Here is a 22,818-nt window from a genome sequence, read left to right on the forward strand (position 1 = left end):
AAAGAAACAATTTGGCTTTGGAAACAAAGAACGGTATACTAAATGTTGTATTTTAATTGGGAAGGAAGGAATTTATGTTTTTTGCAAATATCATAAAAGCAGCGATTCTAGGAATCATTGAAGGAATCACAGAGTGGCTGCCAATCAGTAGTACAGGACATTTGATCTTAGCAGATGAATTCATCAAGCTTGATGCAAGTTCACAATTCATGTCGATGTTCAATGTCGTGATCCAATTAGGAGCGATTTTAGCCGTCGTTGTTTTGTATTTCCACAAGTTGAATCCTTTTGCACCAAGCAAATCCTCGATCGAGAAAAAAGATACGTGGGTTTTATGGTCAAAAGTACTTGTTGCTTGTGTGCCAGCAGCTATTATTGGTTTATTATTGGACGATTGGTTAGATGCCCATTTTTATAAATTTTTACCAGTAGCGATCGCCTTGATCGTTTACGGTATCGGTTTTATCATTGTTGAAAAGCGAAACAAAAATAAAACACCTCGTTGGTCAAACCTGAATGATTTGACTTTCCAAGCAGCGATTCTGATTGGGGCTTTCCAAGTCTTGGCTTTGATACCAGGGACTTCACGCTCCGGCGCTACGATCCTTGGAGCAATCCTGATTGGTGCTTCCCGCTTCGTTGCCACTGAGTTCTCATTTTTCCTTGGCATTCCCGTGATGTTTGGTGCCAGTGGATTAAAGATCGTGAAATACCTTGCTGATGGTAACACCTTCCAAATGGAAGAAACAGTTATTCTTTTAGTGGGTACTGTGGTTTCATTCATCGTTTCGATTTTTGCGATCAAGTTCTTGATCAACTACTTGAAACGTAATGACTTTACTGTTTTTGGCTGGTATCGTATCATTCTAGGGATCATCTTGATCGGTTACTGGTTCATCGCCATGTAATTTGATATGCTCATCGCAAACTAGCTAAATGATTGGTAAGCGCAACAACAAAATAAAATAGTAGTAAGCTCAGACATCGTTGAGCTTACTACTATTTTTTATATACTTTTTTGAGCTAAAATGAATGATCCTCATACAATAGCTTTTCGATTTTTTTATCCTTCACTAATAATATCTGATCGAAATTCTTTCGCAAGAAATAGCGATCATGAGTAACTGCTAAAATGGTACCGGTAAATGTAAACAATAATTCTTCGATTTCTTCTCTTACATAGATATCCAAGTGATTGGTTGGTTCATCTAAGATCAATACATTGAATTTCTTTTGGAATAGTTTCAAGAGGCACAGCCTTACTTGTTCTCCGCCAGAAAGATCTTTGATCCTTTTAGCGACATCCCCACTAAAGAATCCAAATTTCGCTAATACTTGTCGTGCTTTCTGTTCATCAGGTATCAGGTATTTAGCATAATTCAATATCCGTTGTTCTGGTTGATCAAACGTTAAGCGTTGAGGTAAATAGCCAATTGACAAACTTGCGCCAGTTTTAATGGCCCCTTCATCTACTCCTATTTCCCCCATCACTACTTTTAATAGCGTTGATTTCCCAGAACCATTCTTACCTAATATGGCGATCCGCTCACCACGATAGACCTTAAACGAACTATCTGAAAACAAACATTTTTTACCTACTGTTTTCTTTATATTTTTGGCAACTAACACTTCTTTCCCCGACAGATCTTCTTGACTGATTGTAGTTAGTTTTTCGCGGGGGACCTTAGGCGCATTGATCAGTGTCATTTTTTCTAATCGGCGCTCGATTTCTTTTGCTTTTTTGAAGAATGCTTCATTGTCCCCTTCATTTCCCCATTGACGATAGCGTCGTATCATTCCTTTCAATCGTTTGATTTCTTTTTGCTGAAGTTCATGATTTTTTTGAAGTTCCTGTATCCGTTGTTTTTTCAACGTCATGTAACGACTATAATTTCCCGAATATTCGATTATCTGACCGTCCTCGATCTCCATGATTTTTCTGACTACATTGTCAAGAAACGCACGATCATGGGAAATCACGAGGAACGCACAATTTGTCAATTTCAGATATTCTTCTAACCATTGTACAGAGTCGAGATCAAGATGATTGGTTGGCTCATCTAATAGAAGGACATCATTTTCTTGTAATAGTACTTTGGCTAATTCTACTCGAATACGTTCGCCTCCGCTTAATTGATCAAGCGGTATTTCAATTTGTTCTGCAAGATCTAATCCTTTCAAAACACTCGTGATCCGATCTTCTAATCCATATCCGCCCATCGTCTCAAATCGTTGCTGCAAGTCGCCATATACTTTCATGATATGGTCCAGATCTTCTGTTGCGATACACATTTTTTCTTCATAGTAAGTGAGTTGTGTTTGCAATTCTTGGATGTCTTTGAAGCTTTGATACACATAGTCAAAAGTAACGATTGAGCCATTTTCCATTTTCTGTGGAATATAACCAATCGACAGCCCTTTTTTTCTACTAACTGTCCCTTCATCAACACCTTCAGACCCGATCAACATTTGAAGAAGAGTTGTTTTCCCAGTTCCATTTTGTCCGATCAATCCGATTTTGTCTTGTTTATTGAGTGTGCAATTCAAATTTGCAAAAAGAGGTACGCCACTATAATTTTTACTGATCTTATTCGCTTGAATATACATTTTCTCGCTCCTTAAGACCAATCAAAAAAGCCATGAAAAAATTCATGACCTGTTGTTATTTCATTTATCTGGTACTTAGCTAAAAATGGAATAAACATATTGAATGGTCATTTATTTTTGATTGAATTTTCTACTTTTAAGCACACTGATGCCTTGGATAGAAAATACAAAAATAATTGCATGACTAAAGCTAATATGATATCTAGAATAATTATCTGCTTCTGTTATTTTAGTCAAGCTGCCCATTAAATATGTCCCTCCTTTTCACTATATTTATATCAATTGTACCAAATCACTCATAAAAGCTCAAATGAGAATAAAAGAAATAAACATCTAGACTGAACATTGCTACATTTCTACATGTATTGTCTCTACTGATCGATTTCGACCAAAAAGACTCAGACCTAAGACTGAATTCTAAGTAATTCATTTTATTTACTTTACCTGTCGTAGTAATTGTTTTATAATTATTACGACAGATGTAGTAATTATGAAGGAGGCGATCGAGTGATATCAAGTGATGCAATTCGTGGGTATAATGATGCCATCATCTTATCGATTCTTTCCAAAGAAGATTCCTACGGGTACGAAATCTCTAAACAGATTCGCGAGGGAACTGATTCAATGTATATCATCAAGGAAACAACCTTATATTCCGCGTTTACACGCCTTGAAAAACAAGGGCTAATCCTTTCTTATCCTGGCGAAGTCACCCATGGCAAGAAACGAACGTATTATCGAATCAGTAGTGCTGGGAAGAAATTATTAGAAGAAAAAAAAGACGAGTGGCAGCAAACAAAAATCGTTGTTGACCGTTTTCTACAAGGAGGAGAAACATGAAAACCATTAAGGATTATCTAGATAGTTTATTTTTAAATGTACCGAATACACCTGAAACAAAAAAAGCCAAAGAAGACCTATTGGCAATCATGGAAGATCAGTATCATGGCTTATTAGAAGAAGGAAAATCAGAGCATGAAGCCATTGGTGCAGTCATCAGTGAATTTGGCTCTATTGATGAGATCCTCCAAGAATTGGAACTTTCTCGGTCCTCTTTTGACGAAGAAGTCTGGGAAAACGAGATTGAACTCGATGAAGTGATTTCATTTTGGAACCAAGTTCGTCGTTTCTCCCTTTTTCTTTCAACAGGAATTGCTAGTTGTATCTTAGCTGTAGGAATGCTCGTATTTTTTGCTAATGGTATTAGCGAGATCATCGGTTTTCTAGCATTGTTTCTTCTGGTCGCTTTAGGCGTTGGTTTGATTATTACTACAAGTTTGAGCTATTCAGCTAGTAAGAAGAAACTAAATGATCGTCCCTATTCACAGCAAGTAAAAATCGAAGCAAGACAACAAACAGAAGCCTATGCGAAAAGTTTTCGAGTAGGACTAGTTTTCGGTATCATTTTATGTATCCTTTCGGTCACACCTATCTTGACGAATAGAGCTTTTGGCTTACCGATTGGATTCGCTTTATTACTTTTCTTTGCTTTCGTGGCACTCGGCGTCTTCTTTATCGTCTATGTCAGCATCATCTACACTTGGTTTTCAAAAGTGGCAGAAGGAACGTTCTTTATCTCAGATGAAGATGAGCCTGGACCGCGAGCGTCTCAACATATGTATGGCGACTCAGCGGAAATGATTCGTTTATTTGAACGTTTATACTGGCCGGGCATCTTCATCGTTTACATGGTTTGGTCCTTTATGACCCGAAGCTGGGCTTACTCTTGGCTCATCTTTGTATTAGGCGGTGTATTGGAAGACTATTTCCTTGAAAGATTGAAACGTAAATAACTTCTCAAGCGCGGTCGGGGCCGAAGTGTTTAGCATCAAGAACTAAGGCGCAATCCACGAAAATTGTTTTTCAGATTTTTATGGATTGCGCCTTAGTTTTCGAAGAGGTTACTTTTGCTCCCGCCGTTTATGCGTTTTTTATGTGGTGCAAGAGATCGAATGTCCCAGAGACTTTTAAATTTTCTAACTAAAAGCTTTTGTTATGTCTTTGACCACGTTCGCTGCCTTATCGACCCATTCTCCTTTTGCCGCATCAGTTAATCGATCGGTATACTGTTTTGTCCTATCTTTTAATTCTTGGTTTGTGAGATCTCGCGTGACTTGGATCGTCTTCTTTTTTGTATCTGAACTGGCACGGCTATGACTAGCAATAAACCAAGTAATCAATGCTTTTTCTAGTCCCCTTATTTGCTCATCAAACATTGCTACCTTTCCCTTCCATTTATTGATTTTTATGATTTAATTTAGCTAACTGATAGTTTTGCTGATTTTCTGCTAATTCGTCTTCAATCCTATGTAATGCTTTACGTACAAGATATTGCCCTTCTTCGCTTGCCTCATTGATCAAGCGATACGCGATACGAGGATCGATAGTTCCTCCGTCTAAAAATATTCGTTGAGTCAGCGGGATTTTTTCTCCTAATTGATCTAAGTAGCGTGTAAATGAACGTTTTTCTACTTCAAGATCCGCTATTTTATTCTCTAATTCATCTTTCTTGTGCCAATAATCTTCTTCGATTTTTTTCATTTCTTTCGACTCATTATTAGCCATCACTAAAATGTTCCTTTCTTGAATTGGCTCGCTAATTCACTATCCCATTGTATTTGCTGATCAATCGTCTGATTGATTTGATAGATCAGATCTTCGTAACTTGATTTGATCGAGCGAAGTTGATTCAACGCCGCTTCATAGTCAGTGACTGGTTCGATTAGTACGTGTTGTCGAGTCACCCCTCCTCGCTCTAACGCTTCTATTTGTTCCATCTCTGTAAGATTGCTTCCATATGAACGCGCATTAGCGATTGTATCTTGCCACAATTGATTCGCCTGATCGATGCCTGTTTGATAGACCGTCATCAGTTCAGTGATTTTTTCATCAATCGCTGTCTTCATTCCTGAAACAATGCTTTTCGCTTGAATTGCATCCAGATAAACTTCTTTAGCTGCCGACATTCCCCCTGTTTGTCCGCTCCATTCACTTTTAATACTAGCAATTGATCTTTTTTTCAATCGTCTTTGATACTCTGCTAATACAGTGCCACTGCCATTCGTTGTCAATAAAGCACCATCTTCCTCAAATTGGTAACCTCCCCACATATGTTGATCGATCGTGCGCCTCAAGCCTAGCCGTTCAGATAGTGGATAAACGATCTGCCCAACTGCCTTTTTGCCTCCCCCATATCCAATCGCAACTAAGTCTTTTGAGTCAATGTAATTCAAAAGACGATACTCTTCGGTCAAATAATCCGCTTGCCGTTTTTGCTCAGGCGTTAATACCTCATAGATATTCGGTCCCTGATACACATAGCCATAAACACGATCCGCATCACTTGAAGAAATACTCGCTAACGCATATTGCGCATTCATTGACCCTAAACAATGACCATAGACATTAAATTCAGCATTTGGATAAGCTTCCAATGTTTGTTGTAGTGTTGTCGCAGAAGATTGAAGCTGAGGCATCGCTGCTGCCCCACCACCATTGATCACCTGAAAAGCTGTAAAAATATTATTGTACTGCCAATCTAATTTGGTATCTAATGAAGAATCAAACGACGAACCACGATATAAAACTATGACTTCTTTTACGCTTTCCCTTTCGCTAAGAGGTGCTGATAAGGGAACATATTTGTCGGTAATGATAAAGGATTGTTCGCCGGTGATTTTGCTGTTGATGTGGGAGACGTAACCGATATTTAATTTATTACTATTAATTGAAAAAGGACTGTCCAAATCTAATTTTTCGTATTGCTTTTTTGCTATTTCAACTTTATCCTTTTCAGTATTCTTCACTGTCATCCATCCTTTCCTTTAATAATTTATCAAGTGCACTAGACCAACCTCCACTACCATTTTCCAGTTCGCCTAATTTCCCGTCTATCATATAGCGGTTTAAGATATTGAAAGTAAGTAGCTCATCATTATCATTGATAATCAGTTGTACACTAATTCCACCCATTGGATTTCTTTTTATACTTTCATAATCGATTTTATAACTTTGTATGACACCTTCCGCTGTTAGCGCCTTTGGTTCTATGTTTTTTAACCCTGTTTCAAAAATGATTTTTGCTTCTTCACTATTCACAACTCGAATCATTTCTTCTTCTAACTTCAAATGGTCCATATACATCGTTCCTCCAATCCATAATAGGCATATGCCAGTGATGATCAGTACGATTTGGCGCTTCTTGATCGGTTTTCGCTTCATAAATGACCTCCTTTTTTATTATGTCTATCATAATTTTGTTGTAAGCAGTACGTCACAGCTTTTATGTATGTTTCATTGATCAATCAGTGTATGGAATGACATGCCACATGATCTTCTTCTCTTTTTCCCATCTCCTCTTATTTAATTACGCCATTTCAACTGACTCTCACAAACATTCACCCTTTCTTTTTTATATATTTTTGATCTGTTACTTTTTCACATCAAGTATACATGATAAATCAGATAGTCTATTCTTCACCTCATAAAAACATGTTTTGACATCATCAACGTAGGTATTTTTCTCATTTTGCCTTTTCGTCTAATTCTTCGCACTCTTTTGTTCGTTCTATGTTCGATCAAATATTTTGCTAATGACTCTTTTGCATCGTATTAAAAAAATGGTATGATGAATAATTAGAAAGTGAGGTTTTTTGATGGAAAGTTGGTTATTTCTTGGGTTGATCATGCTGGTTGCCGTCCTTGCTAAAAATCAAAGTCTGATGTTAGCGACTGGTTTTATTTTACTTGTTAAGTTTATTCCTGCATCAAAAGATTTTTTGACATGGCTCCAAGGGAAAGGAATCAATATTGGCGTGACGATCATTACTGCGGCGATTTTAGTGCCTATTGCTACAGGTGATATTGGTTTAAAAGATTTGCTTGATGCGTTCAAATCACCTATGGGTTGGGTAGCGATCTTCTGTGGTGGCTTAGTTGCTGTATTGTCGTCTAAAGGCGTTGGCTTGATTGCGACAGATCCACAAATCACTGTGGCTTTAGTTTTTGGAACGATCTTAGGCGTTGTCTTTTTAAAAGGGATCGCAGCGGGCCCTGTGATTGCTTCTGGAATCGCCTATTGCATTCTCCAATTGTTTTCTTTTAATAAATAATGATGCATCTAGTGGTTGAGAAAAGGATAATTTTTTTGTTCGTGGTATACTAGTTTTGAGGTGATCGCATATGCAAAAACTAAAATATTTCTTTGGGACTGTTGGATGGTTTTTATTGGCTGTTCTATTGATTATTGGATTGACTTACTTACTATTTCCTGATTTGATCCAAAACGTTTTTGATGCCAATTTTTAATATACGTAACTATTTTTTCAAAACTCTATAAAAAAGTCGGAAAACTTGAAAGATCTTGGGATTATTCAAGTTCTTTCGGCTTTTTTTTGGCTTGGTGCTTCTTTTTTGTTATACTAGGTGTGAGTGCAACTCTTTTATGCAGGAAATTTTAAAAGAAGTGCGAAATGTTTGATTTAGAAGAAAGGAAGACGCTCGTGGAAACTTTTGAAGGTCTTTTGATTGATACGTATGTTTTACAAGAACAACCAATGATGTTGACTGGTTTGAATCTCCAACTTGAAGATCGGGTAATCAATTGTCTAATTAAAGATCGCTACTTGGCAAAATATGTTTTACGTTTACCTTTAAACAAATATGTATTGGAAGTTAGCGGGAAATGGAATCGCCGAAATCAATTAGTCATCAAACGAATGATGATCAAAAACATCGATGAATACATCAAAATCATTGGAACACCCGAATAGCTTATTTCCATGCATTCCAATTAGTTATAAAATAACTAATCTATGTTAACGTTATGATTCATTGATTTGAAGCAATCGTATCCCTTTTCAAAAAAAACTTTGCAAACGGTTGACTTTGTTATATACTATTTCAGTACCAAACATCCCATTCAATTATTTATTTACCAAGATAAATTAAACCACGTTTGGTTAAGCGCTCGTTGTCTCCCACAACAGCGCTTTTTCTTTTGTTTTCTTGTTTTTCTGCCACTCAGAAATCCACGCTCTCTGATATTTCTTACGTGTTAAGGAAAAAAACTTGTCATGTTGATATTGCAATGCGCGCTCGCATTAGGTATAATAATGAATGTTGAATTATGCGGTAACACGCGTAAGAACTTTACTTATCGGAGGTGAAACAAATGCCAAACATTGAATCTGCAATCAAACGTGTTCGCACAAGCGAAAACGCGAATGTAAAAAATTCATCTCAAACTAGTGCTATGCGTACTGCAATCAAAAAATTTGAGGATGCTGTAGCTTCAGGTGCTGACAACGTAGATGCGTTATATAAAGACGCTGTTAAAGCGATCGATATGGCTGAAACTAAAGGTCTTATCCACAAAAACAAAGCAAACCGCGACAAATCTCGTTTAAGCAAAAAAATCGCTAAATAAGGAAATCGGCCACGGCCGGTTTTTTTATTTGCTTTTTCTATACACAAATACGCACAGTTTGGCTGACCCTTCTGATGATCAACCGAACTGTGTGTATTTGTGTGGCTATTGTTTTACTTATTTTTTAATCTTTCAGCTGCTTGAAACACAAATAATTGAAAACTCAATTTCTTTTCGATCTGTCCACTTTTTACTTGATAGTCCATCTCGACTAATTGGTCGAACAATTGGACTAATGTTCGTTCATCAAACTTCCTAACTTCTTGCATCGCCAATTTTACCCGATAGGGATGGATTTTCAAAGTTTCCGCAATGTTGGCTTGTTGATACCCGATTTTGACTAAAAATTTCGTTTGGAGATACAATCGTAGTTGGGAGAGTAGGATCGCATTGATCTTGATAATCTCTTCCCCTTGTGTGACTAAATCTTCAAATAATCGCAGGGTATGTTCCGTATCTCCAGAAAGCATATATTGTGTCATGTCAAAGATATTATGTTCCAATGTCTTAGGCACTAATTCTTCGATTTCTTTCGCAGAGATTGCTGATTGATTCTGTCCATATAACATCAATTTATCTAATTCTGCCATCATTTTTGATAAGTCTAAATCAGTCAATCGTAAAAAAAGGTCAATTGCTTTACGATCTAGAGTAAGCGGTGTATTTTCTAATGTATTCAATAAATACTGTCGCACTTCTTTTTCATTCAATTGCTGAACATTGATCGATATCGCTGTTTTCTTCAATTGTTTCGTGACTTTTTTTCGTTCATCTAATTTTTCATAAGGCGCAAAAAAGACAAGTACGGTTGATTCAAGCGGTTCTTTTAAATAGTCTACTAAAAGATCTGTGTTTTGTTCGATACTGTTGCTGTTTTTTTCACCCGTCAAAAAATAAGGGTTTTCGACAAAAACCACCCGCTGATCACCGAAAAACGGTAAGGTTTCTGCTTCAGCGATTACGTCATCGATCGTTGCTTGAGTCATATCAAATCGCAGAAAATTAAGGTCATCTTCTCCTGATATTTGTATTTTCTTGAGGATTTCTGTACGCACTTGGTCTTGTAAAAACTTCTCCGTTCCTAAAACGAGATAACAAGGTGCGAGCTTTTCTTTACGAATTTTTTGTAGTTCAACTTGGATACTCACATCTCTCACCACTTTCCAATTTATCCTATCACGAGAAAACAAAAATTGCTAGTCTATCATTTTCTGAAGTCGGCCATTTTTTGTCCAAATAGGATGCCAATAAAAAGTGATCGCCCCATTTTTGTCTGTCCGATAAACTGTACTCTCTAAGCTTTCCAACGTTTCAAGAACTTCAGGATGTGGATGGCCATAGCGATTGTCAAGCCCGTTAGATAAAATCCCCACCTTCGGTTGTAAAGCAGCCAAAAACATAGGATGACTCGAACTACGACTCCCATGATGTCCTAATTTCACGATCTCCGCCCTTAATGTTGGGTAAGCATCCAACAGGTCGAGTTCCCCTTCTTGATCCAAATCCCCCAGTAATAAAAAGCGCTGCTTCTTATATGCGAACCAGAGAACCACTGAATCTTCATTTTTTCCTTGCCCTTCTTTACTTGGCATCAAAACGTACAAGTCAAAGCAAGCAGATATTCGATCTCCTTGCCTGACTTCTATGATCTTGGTTCCTAACTGACTCATTTTTATCAATCGTTTGCGAAACTTTGGATCTGTGGCAGCTCCCCAACCAATGTATATTTCTTCGATGATGAAATGTGACGAGAGTGTTTCCAATTCCCCGATATGATCAGCGTCATTATGTGTGAGAAATAGTTTTGTGATCGTGGCGATCCCTTGTCCTTTTAAATATGGAACGATATTACTTTCTGCATAAGGACGAGTAATACGTTGCTGCCACGCTTCTGTTTCAACATTTAATCTGCCCCCAGTATCGATTAAAATCACTTCTTGTTTCATCGGACTTTTTAGTAGGATACTGTCACCTTGTCCGACATCGATAAAGGTGAACGTAGTCGAGGCATCAAGGAATGGTATCAAGAAATAACTGAGGAGGAGTGATAATGAATAAATGATTTTTTTCCATGGCGGAATCGTGACGCTCTCAAACAAAAGTAAGAGGACGACAATACTCAATAAAACGAAATAAAAAGCGGGTTGCCCGATCGTCAGTGTGGAGAAATCAAAACAAGAGAGGAAGTCTTCAAAGAGAATCAAACACGATTCGAGGATTTCTAATAAGGACTGCGGAAGGATGTTGCCTGCTACAAAGAGAATGATCCCCCCTGGAAGAAGGACGTATTGGAATAATGGAATACCAAGTGTCGTGAATAAGCCACTTAAAAACGACCACTCATAGAAATACCAAGCACTTAAAGGTAATTGGATTGCACTTGTTTGGAATAAATAGAATAAACGATTGTTCCAACCTTTTGATGAGTAAGAAAATGTCATAAACAATAAACTCATCCATATACTTAATTGCGCGTCCATTTGAAGCAGGATCAATGGATCGAACAATAAAAGCAACCATAGATTCAAAGAAAAGCAATCAAACGTAGATAGTTTGATTGCTGCCAATTTAAGTATAAGCTTCAAAATAAATAAGCTCCCTGCTCTAACCACAGAAAATGAGCCTCCAGCTAATAGGATATACCCCCCTGTAAGCAATGTCAGTGGAAGAATCGTAATCGACAAAAGACAACCACTTCGTCGAAAAAGATAATACAAAAATCCTAAATAATAGTAGACATGCATCCCTGAAACTGCGAATAGATGCAGTAATCCAGTGGCTTTAAAAATTGATTCGGATTCGCGAAAAGAAGCATCACGATAACCGTAAAGTAACGCGTTGATATACATTCCTATTTTTTTAGGATAGCGTTTTTTCACATAATTGATTGCTTTTCCACGGAGGTCACGAAATAAAGTCACCCCTCCCCTTGTTGAAGGCAGGACTTGAAAATCATTTCCATGGAACTGACCACTAGTTCGTGATCCCTTCAGATAATTGACCGCATCAAATGCATAACGATTACGCAACGATTCAGGTGTCTGATAACTGCCAGTTACTCGAAGTTCGATCGGATACCCGCGAAAGTCTTCCCATTGGTGTGCTTCTGCTTTGGTTTTGGCTTGATAACTTAGCTGGACTTTTTGTTTCGTGGGGATTCTTTGCGCCTCGACAGTCAACCAGTCGCCATTCCGTTGAATTGTATCGGTCATCAATAGAAACTCTTCAGTTGTTCTTGTGTGATCAATCGAGGGAACCTCTGAATGAAGACAAGCAAACCAGACTGACAAACTGCAAAAACAACAAAGATAGATCACCGCTTGCTTGTGTTTGAATAGAACCAGAAGAAAAAGACCAGCAACGATCAAGCGAGACAGATCATGCTCCTTATAGTAAACGAAACATAAAATAACTGAAGACATTGCTGGTAAAATCAAGTAATTACGAACTTGTTCGCCAAATTGTTTAATCAAGTTCTCCCGTTGACTCTTGTTGAAGTTTAGCAAAATATTTCATATCTAAATTGACTTGATGGACGGATGCACCTAATTGAGTAATCAATGACTGTGCATAAGGGTCATTACGATAATCATGCAAGTAGTGGATTTTCCTGATTCCAGCTTGAAGCAATGCTTTCGTACATGCCAAACATGGAAAATGAGTGACATAGATCTCTGCTCCTTCTGTAGGAACTCCGAGTTTTGCACATTGGAGTAACGCATTCATTTCTGCATGGATCGTTCGTAAACAGTGACCATTCACGACATAGCAACCTTCGTCGATACAATGAACATCCCCACTCACTGCGCCGTTATACCCCCCCGCAATGATTCGTTTTTCTCTAACTAATGTGGCACCTACTTCTAATCGTGTACATGTACTTCTTAATGATAATAATACGGCTTGTGCCATAAAATACTGATCCCAAGGAATTCGTTCATTGCTCATAATTTGTCACCTCATTGGTTTATTCTATTGTAATTGTAACGAAGTTTTTCAGTTTTTCAACTGTCTTTTCGCCAAATCCCGATATTTCTTTCAAACTTTCAATTGTTTGGAAGGAACCGTTGGCTTCGCGATAATTGATGATCTCTTGTGCTTTCATTGCTCCGATTCCTGGAAGCTCCTGCAATTCAGCAAGACTGGCAGTATTAAGATTGACTTTCTTCTCCTCTGGTTGTTCTTTTGCCTTTACTTCCTCTATGAACTGAGGCATCTCTTCGCCAACTTGGGGAATATAAAGCACTTGTTGGTCCGAAACTTTTGCAGCGAAATTGATTTGTTTTTCATCAGCGTGTGCAGTCAATCCTCCTGCTTTTTCAATGATATCAAACACACGTTCCTCGTCGGTAAATGCGTATATTCCTGGTCGATGGACATTGCCTTTCACGTCTACATACATGATTGGGTCGTTTGTCGTTGTTCCAGTTGTCGCAGTCTTTTGGTAACTATCCGAGCTTGTCGCGGTTACCAACGGTACGTTACTAGATTCATTGATCTTAGTTGGACTGATCTGACGGTATACGCCCACTCCTACTATCATACTAACTGATACACTGCATATAAAAAATAGAATGAGGCGTTTTGGCGAATCAAAGATTTCTTGAACTATTTTCTTCATTAGTATTCTTTGCTATTTCATTTTCCTTTCTAAAAAATAGTGAAAAAACATCTGCACCGCGATGTTCCTTCACTATTAGATACGCCTCAAATGATGATTTCTTTTATTTTTTATATCCAGGGTTTATCTAGTTGGTTCTATCCTTGGTTTTGGCTTCAAACTTGGAGAAGGCGGAGCTGGTGGTCGATTTTCCCCTGACTTACTCATTGCTGCTTGTTTGGTCATGCCAAATGAACGTTTGTCCGAGGCATTATGACTATTAAAAACCATACGGTCGGACTTCCCAGATCCGTTCTCTATTTCCCAGATCCGTTTTTTCACCGATTGCACAGCGCCTTCTCCAGATAAATTTTTTGACGAAATAAGTCCTTGATTGATCGCAGATTTTACTTCTCGAAGTTTCGTATCACGTCGTTCAAACTCATCTTTCAATAAATTTTTTTTCCCATTATTTTCTTGCAACTCTGAAATTGGTGATAACCGTCTTGGTTGTTTGATTTCTTGCTCATGGTGACCAGTAAAGGCTACCTCGCCATGAACGGAAGGATTTCTATGGTGTCCAGTTATAGGTTTTTCGATTCGTTTCTCTTTATTATGAGAAACTTCAATATTTAATGAAACTTTCTCCCCATTGTCCTCTCGTCGGATTACTGCGTAAATGACGGGGTCATCTTTTCTATTGATAGTTATCTTGCGCGACTTCTTGCTTTCTCCACCTTCCTCTAGGAAAGAAAGGGTACTGTAGTGTAATTCTTCTTCTGTTTCAGGTTGACGCCATTTTTTTTGCTCCGAAGGTTGCGCTCGAAACTGTTCTCTTAGTTCCAACCCGCGAGTCGTAGGGATAGATTTCGCTCTTGAAGCTAAGTACTTGATTTCATCAACGATTTCTTTTGGATCCATCCATACATCTTTATCAACAATCGATTGTATATATTCTGATTTAAAATATTTACTGTTCAAATCCTTTAGTGTATTCTCATATTTTTCAGGCTCTTTATTCTTACGCCTAAGAATAAAATTGAAAACTCTATTCGCTTTGCTCAACTTTTTCTGTCGAAATTCTGCAAGTAAGCGTCTGGTCCACAACACACCGTTTCGATGTTTTGGCAGTTGATCTTTCGTTTCTTCCAGTTGTTTGTCAAAATCAATTAATACACGTTTAAAATCTGCTGTTTTTCGCAAGTGTCCAAAATTTTTTTTATACCTTTTATCTGAGTAATGTTCTCCAATATCGAATGATGATTGGCGATTGCTTGGTTGTTCCATGTTTTCCTTGCCCCTTTCTAACTCTTTTTTTATTATGGTAGCAAACTTACTTAAAATTACCTACAAAATAACAAAACGTTTTTTTGTAATTATTGAAAAAAAAGAAAAAGAGGGGACATTAGCCCTTTCGTACCACCTAAACCGAATAAACGGCGGGAACAGATAGAACCTCTTCGAAAAATAATGCGCCACTCACAAAAATTTAAAAAACAATTTTCGTGGATGGCGCATTATTTGTTGAGGCTAAACATGTCTTGACCTCGCTTTAAAATATGAGTACAAAACATACAAATCGATAAATCGTTTATTTCATGTTCTCAAGATACTCTAAGGCATCTTGCACTGTTTTGACCGGAACGATCTTCATTGATGTATTGAGTTTTTTAGCCGCAGCTTTGGCTTCTTCATAGTTCGTTTTGATATCTGGATTTTCTTTTTTCACTTCCTCAGAAATCGTATCATCTGGCGCAAAAAAGATATCCATTCCTGCTTCGTCTGCACTTGCCACTTTTTTATCGATTCCACCGATTCGTCCCACTTCACCTGCACTATTGATTGTCCCTGTACCGGCTATTTTTTTCCCTTTACGGATGTTTTGATGGGTCAACTGTTCATAGATCTCCAAAGTAAACATCAAGCCTGCTGAAGGGCCACCGATTGAACCAGAATTGATTGCCACTTCTGTGTCTGTGGCGATTTCTGTATGGTCGGTCAACGTGATCCCGATTCCTGGTTTTTTATCTGTCGATAACTCGATCAGTTTACCTGAAACTTCTTCTTCTTTGCCATTGTGGATGAAGGTGATTGTGACAACCTGTCCTACTTCCTGTCCTTTCACGTACTCCATAAATTCTTCCGCACTCTTGAAACTCATCCCATCTACTTTCGTGACTGTATCGCCAACAGATAGTTTCTTGTAAAAACTCGAATTTTTTTCGACGCCCATGACATAGACACCTTTGAATTCCATCGTATACGGAATATTCGCTAGTTTCAAGGCTTGCTCAATGGCGGCATTTTGTGAGGATTCCATATAATATTTTTGCATCTGATTATATTCTTCATTTGTCGCTCCACCAGTCAACTCTTCTTCACTGATAACATCTTTGAAATCTGACAGCAGTGCGGAGACGACACCAAATCCTGTTGCTCTTCTGATTCCTACCGAAGTGAGAGAGAAAGAGCCCGATTCTTTATCTTCTTGATCATTGACTGTGATCATATCTTTAAGATCAATCGTGGCACCTGGAGCCTCCACGTAATAGGGTAAAGGAACAATGACAAAGCCTGCTAATAACGTACCTAAAAGGATTACGGATAATGTTTTCCACCATTTCTTATTCTGCATCACTTTCACGCTTTCTAACTAATGCTTCGTTGATCACAGTAGGTAAATAGGTGCTCACGTCCCCACCAAAATAAAGAACCTCTTTAAGCATACTTGAGCTGATATGGCTATACTCTGGTTTTGCCATAAAGAGCACCGTCTCCAATTCATGACTCAAATGATGATTCATTTGCGCAATGTCACGTTCATATTCAAAATCTTTGAAGCTGCGAACACCTCGAACCAGCGCTTGAACACCTAATTCTTTTGCCGTCGTCACTGTCAACTGTGTCTCTTGGTGGATCACTCGGACATTTTCTAAGTGTGCGACTGCTTGTGTGATCAATTCCAAGCGTTCCTCAGCCGTGAACAATGTTTTTTTTGATGTATTGATAAAGATACCGATGATCACTTCATCAAACAACTTCGCAGCTCGTTCGATCGTGTCTAAATGTCCCATAGTCAATGGGTCGAAACTCCCTGGAAATAAAGCTCTTCTCATTTATATTTCCTCTTTTCTATAAATGGTCACCGCAGAGATGCCATAGGTCTGCTCTTTGATTTGTTGAAAATTTCCTATTGTCTCAGGAAGCTTCACTGACTTATCTGTTTCGCATACGATCAAGGCAGCATCCTGAAAAAGAGCCAATTCTTCCATACGTTCAATTTGATCGACGATTTTTTGTTTAGCATAAGGTGGATCTAAAAATAGAATATCAATCTTTTGATCTTCTTTCGCCAGTGACTCAATCGCTTTATCAGCATCTAATTTCATTGTATTGAATTTGTTCGGTTCTTTTGTGATTTCAATATTTTCTTTGATTATTTTTAGTGCTTGATAGTTTTTCTCCACGCAGATTGCGTAGCTACAGCCTCTGGAAACTGCTTCGATCGCTAGACCCCCGCTTCCTGAGTAAAGATCCAAAACGACCTCTCCATTAAAATAAGGACCGATCATGTTGAATATCGACTCTTTGACTTTATCAGACGTCGGTCGAGTATTTGGCCCAGCTAAACTTTTTAAACGGCGACCGCCGTAATCTCCTGAAATTACTCGCATCTACTCACTCCTTGAAACATACTGTTATTAGTATACCAAAAAAATAGACTTGATTCCGACTAAAATCGTCAATTCTCAAGTCTATTTTTTCTTAATTTAACTTTTTATAACTATTCAAAATCTTTTTATCACATTTTCTTTATTTTCGTCGATTTTATTAACTATAACGCTTGACTCTCTTTACTAGAAAACGTGATCAGCTAAGCGGATCTTGGTGTTTAATTCTTCGATCTCGAAGCCTTCTTTTTTTGTATCCGCCTTTTTACCGATTTTTTCAGCAAAATTCATTTCGATATCTGGTCGATAAGAACGTTCGACATTTCGTACGAAATGTAATTTCTTGATCCTTTCTTCCGTTTGTTCATAGTTGTCTTCATTTAAATACATGATCACATACTTCATTTTACGAGAGACATAATGCACTAATCCAAATTTGCGAAGATTTTTCAATTGTTTTAAACTATATACCCACACGACTAACCCTCGCCGATGTGTTTGTTCAAATTCTTTATTTTCTATGTCCATGGCAGTTTCCTCCGCACCCTTCACTTTTTTCAAAAAATGGACTACCTGCACTGATTTTGATCTCTGTCGAAATCGTATGTGCAAGTTGTTTTCCAATGGAATCTAGTATCTTTTGTAATTCTGTTTCACTTATTCGAAAAGCAGCTACTTCCTCATTTAGATCCAACTGCCTTTTGGCTTGGCGTACAGTTCGTTGTTTTTCACGAAACTCCGGAATGTACTTTCCATAAGGTGAAATTTCTTCAAATGCTTGTCTGCTTGCAATAAAATCATTTTTTAACTGGTTGACGTTGATAGAAGTTTCCATCTCTTTTTTAGTTTTGAGATATTGTTCCATCATTTCACTTGTTACAATCGTTTGAACAAGCTGATGACACTGGTCCTCCAGTTCAAACAACTCCTCATTGATTATCACTACTTTCACTAGTCTCCTCTTTTTCCTTCATTAAGACTAACATGTTTTCTTTCGAAAACGCAACGCCTAACTGTGTTGTTTCTTTTTCCAAGAATCGATCATGATAATAAGGATCAGTATATAACAATAAAACTGAAAAAGTCGGATCAATGATTGGATGCATGAAAATTCCTGTTGTTTGATCTAATTGTCGTTTTTCCACTAAGCGATTGATTTCATCATTTGACAACGTAAATTTAACTGTAGTTTGCGAAGTCTGTGTTGCCATTTGCCACTCTGCCAAACGATTTTCTGCCAACCATTCTTCTGGTTGTTCGATAAAGTCTGTTAACAGTACATTCGTTTGGATCATAAAATCTGGAGAGTAATGATAATCAGGCAGTTCAGCTTCTTGGCGTAATCTCGTCAATACTCGAGTGATGACACGCTCTCTTGATTGATTGATACTTTCCCAGTCTGCTGAACTATCCATTTCGTAGTGGGGCAATCCCTCTCCAAAGACCTGGTAAGGCATTAATTTCAATAAGCTTTTCTTATTTAAATAAACTGTTGAAAATAATCCACCTGTGTCTTGATCAAAGAAAAGCATCGCAAATGTACCGTTATCAAAAGCAATCAAGGGACGATAATTCATGTCTTCTTCAGTTAACTCGATTCCGACTTCTGTCTCTTCATACTCGAATGTGAAGTTCGGAAAAATCGTTGTAATCTCTGTCAGATCCTGCATAGTCATGCCAACGGCAAATGGTGTCAAACTAGTTGCGTTCGCATTTAAAACTTTGATAGCCTCCACTCGGTCATTTTGTATATTTGCTTCAAGTACGATTTGTTGAATTGGATCTTGATAATATCTGATCTCGAAGCCGAATCCGCTCGTCAAACGATCTTTAGGAGAACCAATCTCTGCTTCTAATTCGGTGACTGATCGACCAATATATGTAGAAAAGCCAGTCGCATTTAGCTCCTGGTATTTCCAAGACGTTACCTGATTTTGATTTCCTATCAGTTGTTGGTCTTGCGTGGATGTTTCAAGTTTGGGAGGGAACACTACTGGCTCCAAATATAAAGCCGACGTGACGAATAGTAGTGTTGCTATAAATAGACCTAGTCGTTTCAAATGTTCCCTCTCCTTTCTTATTTTTCTGTAACTTCGATCAATAGATCTCCTGAAGAAATGGGGTCGCCAGCAACAACATAGAGATGTGCGATTTCTCCATCGAATGGTGCTTCAATGGCCGTTTCCATCTTCATTGCTTCAGTAACCATCAATGTATCGCCTCTTTTGACCGTATCGCCTTTTTTCACCAAGACGTCTAAAACTGAACCGGACATCGTCGCACCGATTTGTTCGCGATTGGTTGGTTCTGCTTTTCGTCTAGTTTTTACCGCACTGACGATCGACGTATCTTTGACGGTGATTTCTCTTCGTTGACCGTTCAAATTAAAGAATAACACACGATTCCCTTCAATATCAGGTTCACCGATCTCATCTAAACGAATGATCAGGATCTTGCCTTTTTCGATTTGAACGTTGACCGTTTCCCCTAAACGAATCCCTTGGAAGAAAGTCGGTGTATCCAGTAATGTGACATCGCCAAATTGATTATAAGCGGTTTGATAATCCAAGAAGACTTGTGGATACATCAAGTAACTCAAGACTTCTTCTTGTTTTGGTTCATAGCCGATCTTTTTAGCTAATTCTGCTTTGACTTTTTCGAAGTCTACTGTTTCAGCGAACAAGCCTGGACGTTCGGTGATGGCTGGACGACCTTTCAAAATGATCTTTTGGAGTTTTTCTGGGAACCCACCTACTGGTTGGCCTAATTCACCTTGGAAGAAGGTAACGACTGATTCCGGGAAACTCAATGTCTCGCCTTTTTCGTAAATGTCTTCTTCGCTCAACTCATTTTGGACCATGAACAAGGCCATATCGCCTACAACTTTAGAAGAAGGCGTAACTTTGACGATATCACCAAACATCAAGTTTACTGTGTGGTACATTTTTTTGATATCATCCCAACGATGACCTAAGCCAACTGCTTTGGCTTGTTGTTGTAAGTTCGAGTATTGTCCACCTGGCATTTCGTGCATATAAACTTCAGTTTCAGGTGCATTCAAGCCATTCTCAAATGGTTTGTAATACATGCGAACATCTTCCCAATAGTGATTCAACTGTTGCGCATTTTCAATATTGATTTCTGGTACACGTGGACCATTGACCAAAGCGTAATACAAACTGCTCATACTTGGTTGGCTAGTATTTCCACTCATCGCACTCATCGCTACATCAACGATATCGACACCCGCTTTAGTTGCTGCTGAGTAAGTGATGATGCCATTGCCACTCGTATCATGTGTGTGTAAATGGATTGGTAGATCCGTTGTCGCCTTCAATTCACTGATCAAGCGATAAGCAGCTTGCGGTTTCAACAGTCCTGCCATATCTTTGATTGCGATCAGATGAGCGCCTAACTGTTCCAGCTCTTTTGCCATGTCCTTATAATATTGCACATTGTATTTCGCACGACTTGGATCATTGATATCACCTGTGTAGCAAATCGTCGCTTCTGCAATTTTCCCTGTATCACGAACGGCTTGGATACTCTTTTCCATTTGCGGTACCCAGTTCAGACTGTCAAAGATCCTGAAGACATCGATGCCTTGTGTCGCTGCTTCTTTGATAAATTCAGCGATCACGTTGTCTGGGTAGTTGGAGTAGCCGACAGCATTCGATCCTCTAAAGAGCATTTGCAATAAAGTATTTGGCATCAAGGAGCGAATCTTTCTCAGGCGTTTCCATGGATCCTCATTCAAGAAACGATAGGCGACGTCAAATGTCGCACCGCCCCACATTTCGCTTGAAAACAGCTCAGGAAGCCCTTCACCAGTCAATCGCGCGATTTCTTTAAAATCTTTTGTGCGCACACGAGTAGCCAATAAGCTTTGATGGGCATCTCTAAACGTGGTATCTGTCAATAACACATTTTCTTGTTGTTTGACCCAATCCACTAATGCAGAAGCGCCGTCTTTGTCTAAGACATTTTTTGCTGTGATGTAATCCGGACGAGTGATCAGCTCTTTTGGCATACGTGGTGCATCGTAATATGGTTTTTCACCACGTTCGATGCCAGGGAAACCATTTACTGTGATTTCTCCGATGTATTTCATCGTTTTATTTCCACGGTCACGTAAGCGTGGGAAGTCAAATAATTCATTGGTACTATCGATGAACGTCGTTTTAGCTTGTCCTGATTGAAATTCTGGGTGCAAGATGACATTCAACATAAATGGAATATTTGTTTTCACTCCACGGATACGGAATTCTCTCAAGCAACGTTCCATTTTTTGGATCGCTGTTGCAAAATCAGCCGCATGTGTACAAACTTTTACTAAAAGCGAATCAAAATATGGGGTAACGATGTAACCTGCATAGGCATTCCCTACATCTAAGCGGACGCCCATCCCACCTGGTGAGCGATACGTATCGATCTTACCAGTATCTGGTAGAAAGTTACTCAATGGGTCTTCCGTTGTGATCCGACATTGGATGGCTGAACCTTTGATTTTTATTTCACTTTGCTGTGGCAATCCGATTTCTTTATGCAGATCTTTTCCTTGTGCAATCAATAATTGCGTCGTCACGATATCGACATCCGTAATCATCTCAGTAATCGTATGTTCAACTTGGACACGTGGATTGACTTCAATAAAATAAAATTCGTCATTTTCCACTAAAAATTCGACTGTCCCTGCATTGACATACCCCACATGCTTCATCAACTGGACAGCAGCCTGACAAATACGTTGACGCTGTTGCTCATTCATCGAAACGCAAGGAGCGACTTCTACGACTTTTTGATGACGCCGCTGGACTGAACAATCCCGTTCAAATAGATGGATGATGTTTCCATGGGTATCCCCTAAGATCTGGACCTCGATGTGTTTCGGATCAGCGATATACTTTTCAACATAGACTTCATCACTACCAAAAGCAGCTTTCGCTTCACTTTTTGCACGTTCATATCCTTCACGAGCGCCTTTTTCGTCATATGCTACACGCATCCCACGACCGCCACCGCCTAATGCTGCTTTGATCATCACGGGATAGCCATGACGTTCAGCAAATGATAAAACTTCTTCAATTGACTCTACTGGACCATCTGTCCCAGGGATCGAAGCGATACCAGCTTCGATTGCTGCTGTTTTTGCTTTGATCTTATCGCCAAAAATATCAAGATGATGAAGTTCTGGCCCAACAAAAGTGATGCCTTCTTCTTTGCACCGTGTGGCAAAGTGTAAGTTTTCAGATAATAATCCGTAACCGGGATGGATCGCGTCCGCTCCACTAGCCTTAGCAATCTCAAGAATCCCTTCAATATCAAGATACGCATCTATCGGTCTTTTTCCTTTACCAACTAGATATGCCTCATCCGCTTTAAAGCGATGCACGGAATATTCATCTTCTTCTGCATAGACACCTACAGTTTGGATCCCTAATTCTGTACAGGCACGAAATACCCGTACAGCAATTTCTCCTCTGTTAGCTACCAAAACTTTTCTCATCGAATCA

24 protein-coding genes are annotated in these 22,818 nt (G+C 38.7%); 7 read left to right on the forward strand and 17 right to left on the reverse strand.

The genetic code is table 11. The features are described 5' to 3' along the window. The first annotated feature begins 74 nt into the window (after positions 1-74). The gene (locus P3R27_RS08330) at positions 75-908 is read left to right on the forward strand and encodes an undecaprenyl-diphosphate phosphatase (RefSeq protein WP_034689311.1); all 834 of its coding nucleotides are present in this window, start codon (positions 75-77) and stop codon (positions 906-908) included. A 115-nt stretch (positions 909-1,023) separates the two neighbouring features. On the opposite strand, the gene abc-f is transcribed toward P3R27_RS08330, so the two are convergent. Further along, positions 1,024-2,607: a ribosomal protection-like ABC-F family protein gene (gene abc-f, locus P3R27_RS08335; RefSeq protein WP_034689312.1), complete on the reverse strand. Its 1,584-nt coding sequence runs from the start codon at positions 2,605-2,607 to the stop codon at positions 1,024-1,026. Between the two features lie 507 nt (positions 2,608-3,114). Here abc-f and P3R27_RS08340 point away from each other — a divergent pair. Together P3R27_RS08340 and P3R27_RS08345 are read left to right on the forward strand one after the other, a co-directional pair. After that, positions 3,115-3,447, forward strand: coding sequence for a PadR family transcriptional regulator (locus P3R27_RS08340; RefSeq protein WP_019723123.1), 333 nt, complete (start codon positions 3,115-3,117; stop codon positions 3,445-3,447). Beyond that, a complete protein-coding gene (locus P3R27_RS08345) occupies positions 3,444-4,400 on the forward strand; it encodes a permease prefix domain 1-containing protein (RefSeq protein WP_034689313.1) in 957 nt (318 codons plus the stop codon). Before P3R27_RS08340 ends, P3R27_RS08345 begins: the two co-directional genes overlap by 4 nt. A 183-nt stretch (positions 4,401-4,583) precedes the next feature. Here the strand turns inward: P3R27_RS08345 and P3R27_RS08350 are convergent, their stop codons facing one another. The 4 genes from P3R27_RS08350 to P3R27_RS08365 are packed head-to-tail and all read right to left on the reverse strand — an operon-like array spanning position 4,584 to position 6,828. Beyond that, positions 4,584-4,823, reverse strand: coding sequence for a hypothetical protein (locus tag P3R27_RS08350; protein WP_034689314.1), 240 nt, complete (start codon positions 4,821-4,823; stop codon positions 4,584-4,586). Positions 4,824-4,842: 19 nt separating this feature from the next. Next, positions 4,843-5,172 (reverse strand): hypothetical protein, encoded by a 330-nt coding sequence (locus tag P3R27_RS08355; protein WP_034689315.1) that lies wholly within the window; start codon positions 5,170-5,172, stop codon positions 4,843-4,845. A 2-nt stretch (positions 5,173-5,174) separates the two neighbouring features. Then, positions 5,175-6,419 (reverse strand): hypothetical protein, encoded by a 1,245-nt coding sequence (locus tag P3R27_RS08360; protein ID WP_301356926.1) that lies wholly within the window; start codon positions 6,417-6,419, stop codon positions 5,175-5,177. Then, positions 6,400-6,828 (reverse strand): DUF1310 family protein, encoded by a 429-nt coding sequence (locus tag P3R27_RS08365; protein ID WP_200868969.1) that lies wholly within the window; start codon positions 6,826-6,828, stop codon positions 6,400-6,402. The genes P3R27_RS08360 and P3R27_RS08365 overlap by 20 nt, the downstream gene beginning before the upstream one ends. A gap of 434 nt (positions 6,829-7,262) precedes the next feature. Here P3R27_RS08365 and P3R27_RS08370 point away from each other — a divergent pair, with 434 nt between their 5' ends. From P3R27_RS08370 to rpsT, 4 genes are all read left to right on the forward strand, one after another. Beyond that, a complete protein-coding gene (locus P3R27_RS08370; protein WP_010735644.1) occupies positions 7,263-7,718 on the forward strand; it encodes a DUF441 domain-containing protein in 456 nt (151 codons plus the stop codon). A 70-nt stretch (positions 7,719-7,788) separates the two neighbouring features. After that, entirely contained in the window at positions 7,789-7,914 is a 126-nt protein-coding gene (locus P3R27_RS08375) for a hypothetical protein (RefSeq protein ID WP_010735645.1), read from the forward strand. A 194-nt stretch (positions 7,915-8,108) separates the two neighbouring features. After that, on the forward strand, positions 8,109-8,378 hold the full coding sequence (locus P3R27_RS08380) for a hypothetical protein (protein ID WP_010735646.1): 270 nt from the start codon (positions 8,109-8,111) through the stop codon (positions 8,376-8,378). Positions 8,379-8,779: 401 nt separating this feature from the next. Then, complete coding sequence (rpsT, locus tag P3R27_RS08385) at positions 8,780-9,034, forward strand: 30S ribosomal protein S20 (protein ID WP_010735647.1); 255 nt, start codon at positions 8,780-8,782, stop codon at positions 9,032-9,034. A 113-nt stretch (positions 9,035-9,147) separates the two neighbouring features. On the opposite strand, the gene holA is transcribed toward rpsT, so the two are convergent. From holA to P3R27_RS08445, 12 genes are all read right to left on the reverse strand, one after another. Continuing rightward, complete coding sequence (gene holA / locus P3R27_RS08390) at positions 9,148-10,194, reverse strand: DNA polymerase III subunit delta (protein ID WP_034689317.1); 1,047 nt, start codon at positions 10,192-10,194, stop codon at positions 9,148-9,150. A 36-nt stretch (positions 10,195-10,230) separates the two neighbouring features. After that, positions 10,231-12,507: a DNA internalization-related competence protein ComEC/Rec2 gene (locus P3R27_RS08395; protein WP_301356924.1), complete on the reverse strand. Its 2,277-nt coding sequence runs from the start codon at positions 12,505-12,507 to the stop codon at positions 10,231-10,233. Next, a complete protein-coding gene (locus tag P3R27_RS08400; protein ID WP_034689319.1) occupies positions 12,500-12,982 on the reverse strand; it encodes a ComE operon protein 2 in 483 nt (160 codons plus the stop codon). The genes P3R27_RS08395 and P3R27_RS08400 overlap by 8 nt, the downstream gene beginning before the upstream one ends. A 19-nt stretch (positions 12,983-13,001) precedes the next feature. Next, positions 13,002-13,565 (reverse strand): helix-hairpin-helix domain-containing protein, encoded by a 564-nt coding sequence (locus P3R27_RS08405; RefSeq protein ID WP_404830986.1) that lies wholly within the window; start codon positions 13,563-13,565, stop codon positions 13,002-13,004. 213 nt (positions 13,566-13,778) lie between these two features. Then, the gene (locus P3R27_RS08410; protein WP_284592359.1) at positions 13,779-14,921 is read right to left on the reverse strand and encodes a hypothetical protein; all 1,143 of its coding nucleotides are present in this window, start codon (positions 14,919-14,921) and stop codon (positions 13,779-13,781) included. Between the two features lie 304 nt (positions 14,922-15,225). Next, positions 15,226-16,269, reverse strand: coding sequence for a SepM family pheromone-processing serine protease (locus P3R27_RS08415; protein WP_034689321.1), 1,044 nt, complete (start codon positions 16,267-16,269; stop codon positions 15,226-15,228). Further along, positions 16,259-16,750 carry a pantetheine-phosphate adenylyltransferase gene (coaD, locus tag P3R27_RS08420; RefSeq protein ID WP_034689322.1) on the reverse strand — a complete coding sequence of 164 codons (492 nt, stop codon included), beginning with the start codon at positions 16,748-16,750 and terminating at the stop codon, positions 16,259-16,261. Before coaD ends, P3R27_RS08415 begins: the two co-directional genes overlap by 11 nt. Next, a complete protein-coding gene (rsmD, locus tag P3R27_RS08425) occupies positions 16,751-17,308 on the reverse strand; it encodes a 16S rRNA (guanine(966)-N(2))-methyltransferase RsmD (protein WP_034689323.1) in 558 nt (185 codons plus the stop codon). A 183-nt stretch (positions 17,309-17,491) separates the two neighbouring features. Continuing rightward, positions 17,492-17,833, reverse strand: coding sequence for a YlbG family protein (locus tag P3R27_RS08430; RefSeq protein ID WP_301356922.1), 342 nt, complete (start codon positions 17,831-17,833; stop codon positions 17,492-17,494). Next, positions 17,817-18,248: a YlbF/YmcA family competence regulator gene (locus P3R27_RS08435; protein ID WP_126134426.1), complete on the reverse strand. Its 432-nt coding sequence runs from the start codon at positions 18,246-18,248 to the stop codon at positions 17,817-17,819. Before P3R27_RS08435 ends, P3R27_RS08430 begins: the two co-directional genes overlap by 17 nt. Next, a complete protein-coding gene (locus tag P3R27_RS08440; protein ID WP_034689325.1) occupies positions 18,235-19,365 on the reverse strand; it encodes a CAP-associated domain-containing protein in 1,131 nt (376 codons plus the stop codon). The genes P3R27_RS08435 and P3R27_RS08440 overlap by 14 nt, the downstream gene beginning before the upstream one ends. Before the next feature lie 17 nt (positions 19,366-19,382). Beyond that, positions 19,383-22,811, reverse strand: coding sequence for a pyruvate carboxylase (locus tag P3R27_RS08445; protein ID WP_034689326.1), 3,429 nt, complete (start codon positions 22,809-22,811; stop codon positions 19,383-19,385). Positions 22,812-22,818: the final 7 nt, after the last annotated feature.

The organism is Enterococcus spodopteracolus, assembly GCF_030441955.1.
GTDB classification, from domain to species: Bacteria; Bacillota; Bacilli; order Lactobacillales; family Enterococcaceae; genus Enterococcus_B; species Enterococcus_B spodopteracolus.